The organism is Actinoalloteichus spitiensis RMV-1378, assembly GCF_000239155.1.
GTDB classification, from domain to species: domain Bacteria; phylum Actinomycetota; class Actinomycetes; order Mycobacteriales; family Pseudonocardiaceae; genus Actinoalloteichus_B; species Actinoalloteichus_B spitiensis.
In genome coordinates this window covers 1-2587 of record NZ_AGVX02000598.1, presented here as the reverse complement: position 1 = coordinate 2587, position 2587 = coordinate 1, and the positions used below count along the sequence as shown (strand labels likewise).

At 73.3% G+C, this 2587-nt stretch carries 4 protein-coding genes; 2 read left to right on the top strand and 2 right to left on the bottom strand.

Annotated features, from left to right (window positions below):
- Window positions 1–211: 211 nt before the first annotated feature.
- Window positions 212–868 carry a TetR/AcrR family transcriptional regulator gene (locus ACTIDRAF_RS0222335; protein ID WP_016700932.1) on the bottom strand — a complete coding sequence of 219 codons (657 nt, stop codon included), beginning with the start codon at window positions 866–868 and terminating at the stop codon, window positions 212–214.
- A 35-nt stretch (window positions 869–903) separates the two neighbouring features.
- Between ACTIDRAF_RS0222335 and ACTIDRAF_RS30565 the strand changes: the two genes are divergently transcribed.
- Together ACTIDRAF_RS30565 and ACTIDRAF_RS0222325 are read left to right on the top strand one after the other, a co-directional pair.
- Complete coding sequence (locus ACTIDRAF_RS30565; protein ID WP_052168932.1) at window positions 904–1665, top strand: SDR family oxidoreductase; 762 nt, start codon at window positions 904–906, stop codon at window positions 1663–1665.
- Between the two features lie 40 nt (window positions 1666–1705).
- Window positions 1706–2026 carry a DMT family transporter gene (locus ACTIDRAF_RS0222325; protein ID WP_016700929.1) on the top strand — a complete coding sequence of 107 codons (321 nt, stop codon included), beginning with the start codon at window positions 1706–1708 and terminating at the stop codon, window positions 2024–2026.
- Window positions 2027–2121: 95 nt separating this feature from the next.
- Here ACTIDRAF_RS0222325 and ACTIDRAF_RS32215 read toward each other — a convergent pair.
- Window positions 2122–2587 (bottom strand): CGNR zinc finger domain-containing protein (locus ACTIDRAF_RS32215; RefSeq protein ID WP_016700928.1); only part of this gene is annotated, 466 nt, incomplete at its 5' end.

The window sequence follows — 2587 nt, the reverse complement described above, 5'->3', positions numbered from 1 at the left end:
GGCGGAGGCTCCCGCCGGTCCCGTTCCCGGCGCGCAGGGGGCGGACGGCCACCAGGTCATCCGCGCAAGCGGCGCTGGCGTCCCGTTCCCGGCGCGCACGGGGCGGACCCTCGACCGCCAGGGCGCGACGCTCCCGGGCCACGGCCGAGAGGTGCACACGAGCCCTGTCCTGCCTCCCGGCCCTTCCGGTCACTGGCCGGCGCGGGCCGTCTCACCCACCGCGCGCGGACTCGACGAGGTGGTCCCAGGTAGCGAGGGTGATGTCGACGACGCCGTCGAGTTCGGCCAGGGTCGCGCCGTCGCGCGCCTGGATGGACAGCCCGAAGAGCACCGACATCAGGAACGATGCGAGCCGGTCGACGTCGACCGACGCGGGCAGGCCGCCGTCCTCGCTGGCAGCGCGGAGACGGGCCAGCAGCCGGTCCCGGTCCTGGTCGCGTAGGGACCGCAGTAGATCGCGGAGGCCCTCGCTCTCCGGGGAGTAGGAGATCGCGGAGAGGACGATCAGGCACCCGTGCGGGGTCTCGGGGTCGACGTAGGCCTTCGCGTTGTCGCGCAGTAGGGCCTCGACCGCGTCCCGCACCGGCCCGGGCCGCTCGAGCGCGAGGGTGGTGACCGAGCGGTCGGGCGAGTTGTAGAACTCGACGGCTTCGCGGAACAACTTCTCCTTCGACCCGAACGCGCCGTACAGGCTCGGGGGGTTCATCCGCATCGCCTCGACGAGATCGGTCAGTCGAGTGCCCTCGTAGCCGCGCTCCCAGAACACCTCCATCGCCTGGCGCAGCGCCGTGTCCCGGTCGAACGCGCGGGGCCGGCCCCGCCGCCGGGGCTGGTCGGTGGCGTCGGTGGCGCCTCGCGTACTGGACATGCCCCCAGTGTATATTTTTAGTATCTGCTACAAAATTGACGGGGCAAGGGAGAACTCGATGCCGCAACGGAGCAAGGTCGCACTGGTCACCGGGGGGGAGCAGGGGCATCGGCGCCGCGATCGCCCGACGACTCGCCGACGACGGCCTGGACGTCGCGATCACCTACCTGTCGTCGGAGGAGGCCGCGGCCGCCGTCGTCCGCGACATCCGCTCGCGGGGCCGCCTCGCCTCGTCGATCGCCGTGGACAGCGCGGCACCCACGGCGGCGGTCACCGCAGTCGACGCGGTGGTCGAGGAGTTCGGACGGCTCGACGTCCTCGTCAACAGCGCGGGCACCTTCCCGAACGGCCCACTGGACGAGGTGCCCCAGAGCGAGGTCGACGCGGCCCTCGCCCTGCACGTCAGGGCCCCGTTCCTGTTCAGCCAGGCGGCCGCGCGCGTGCTGGCACCCGGGGGCCGGATCATCACCGTGGGCAGCTCCTTCGCCAACCGGACCCCCTACCCCGGGGTCACCCTCTACTCGATGACCAAGGCCGCCGTCGAGGGCATGACCCGGGGGCTCGCCCGGGACCTGGGCGAACGGGGCATCACCGTCACCGCCGTGCACCCGGGCAACATCGACACCGACATGAACCCGGCCTCGGCTCCCGAGGCCGCCGACGAACTCCCCGCCATTCCCCTGGGGCGCTACGGGGAGCCTCAGGACATCGCCGCCGCCGTCTCCTACCTCGCCGGGGACTCCGGTCGCTACGTCACCGGCACCGCGCTGACCGTGGACGGGGGTTACAACGCATGACGGCCGCGATCCCCAACCAGCGTCGGCGATCGGAGGGCACATGATCTCGTGGTTGCTCCTCGTCGCGGCCGGGCTCCTGGAGATCGGCTGGGCCAGCGCCATCAAGGAATCCCAGGGGTTCACCCGGTTCTGGCCGAGCCTCCTGGGGATCGGCGGGGCGCTCGCCAGCTTCGCGCTGCTGACCCTCGCGGTCAGGGACCTCCCGATCGGTACCGCCTACGCGGTGTGGGTCGGTATCGGCGCGATCGGCGTGGCCGTGGCCGGCGTCGTCTGGTTCGGCGACGCGCTCAGCCCGGGACGGATGCTCTTCCTGGGCCTGATCGTGGTGGGTGTCGCCGGGCTGAAGTTCCTCGAGAGCTGACGGCGCCGCGCGGCGGTCCCCTGCCATCGCCGGTTCGCGGCCAGGACGGGAGGGTCCGCCGCCGGGTAGGCCACGAACTCCCGTGCGCGCCGGGTTCAGGAGCGGCGCTGGCGGTGCGCTCGAACCCGTTCGCGGGTCTGGCAGCGGGTCGAGCAGTAGATCCGGTGTCCACGCCGCGACGTGTCGAGGTAGACGTCGGCGCATTCCTCGGCGGCGCACAGGCCCGCCGACCGGGCCGCCGGATCGGTGAGGGCGTCGAGGACGGCGGCCAGCATCGCGGCGAGCAGGGGAGGCGCGTCCGCCGCCGCGCGCCACCCCAGCCGGGGCGGGGCGGCCCCGCTGTCGAGATGGGGAACGAGCCCGACCCGGTCGACGAGGGCGTCGACGACCGCGTCCCGCGCGGCACCCGGGGCGGCGGCGAAGACGCGGTGGATGTCCTCGGCGGCGGCGCTGATCTCCTCGTCCGTCAGACGGCTCCCCCCGGGCCAGGTGCCGTCCAACCGGGCCCGGTACGGGGAGTCCGGGGCGGGGTGTCCGCTCCAGGGCCTGGCGGACACCCGC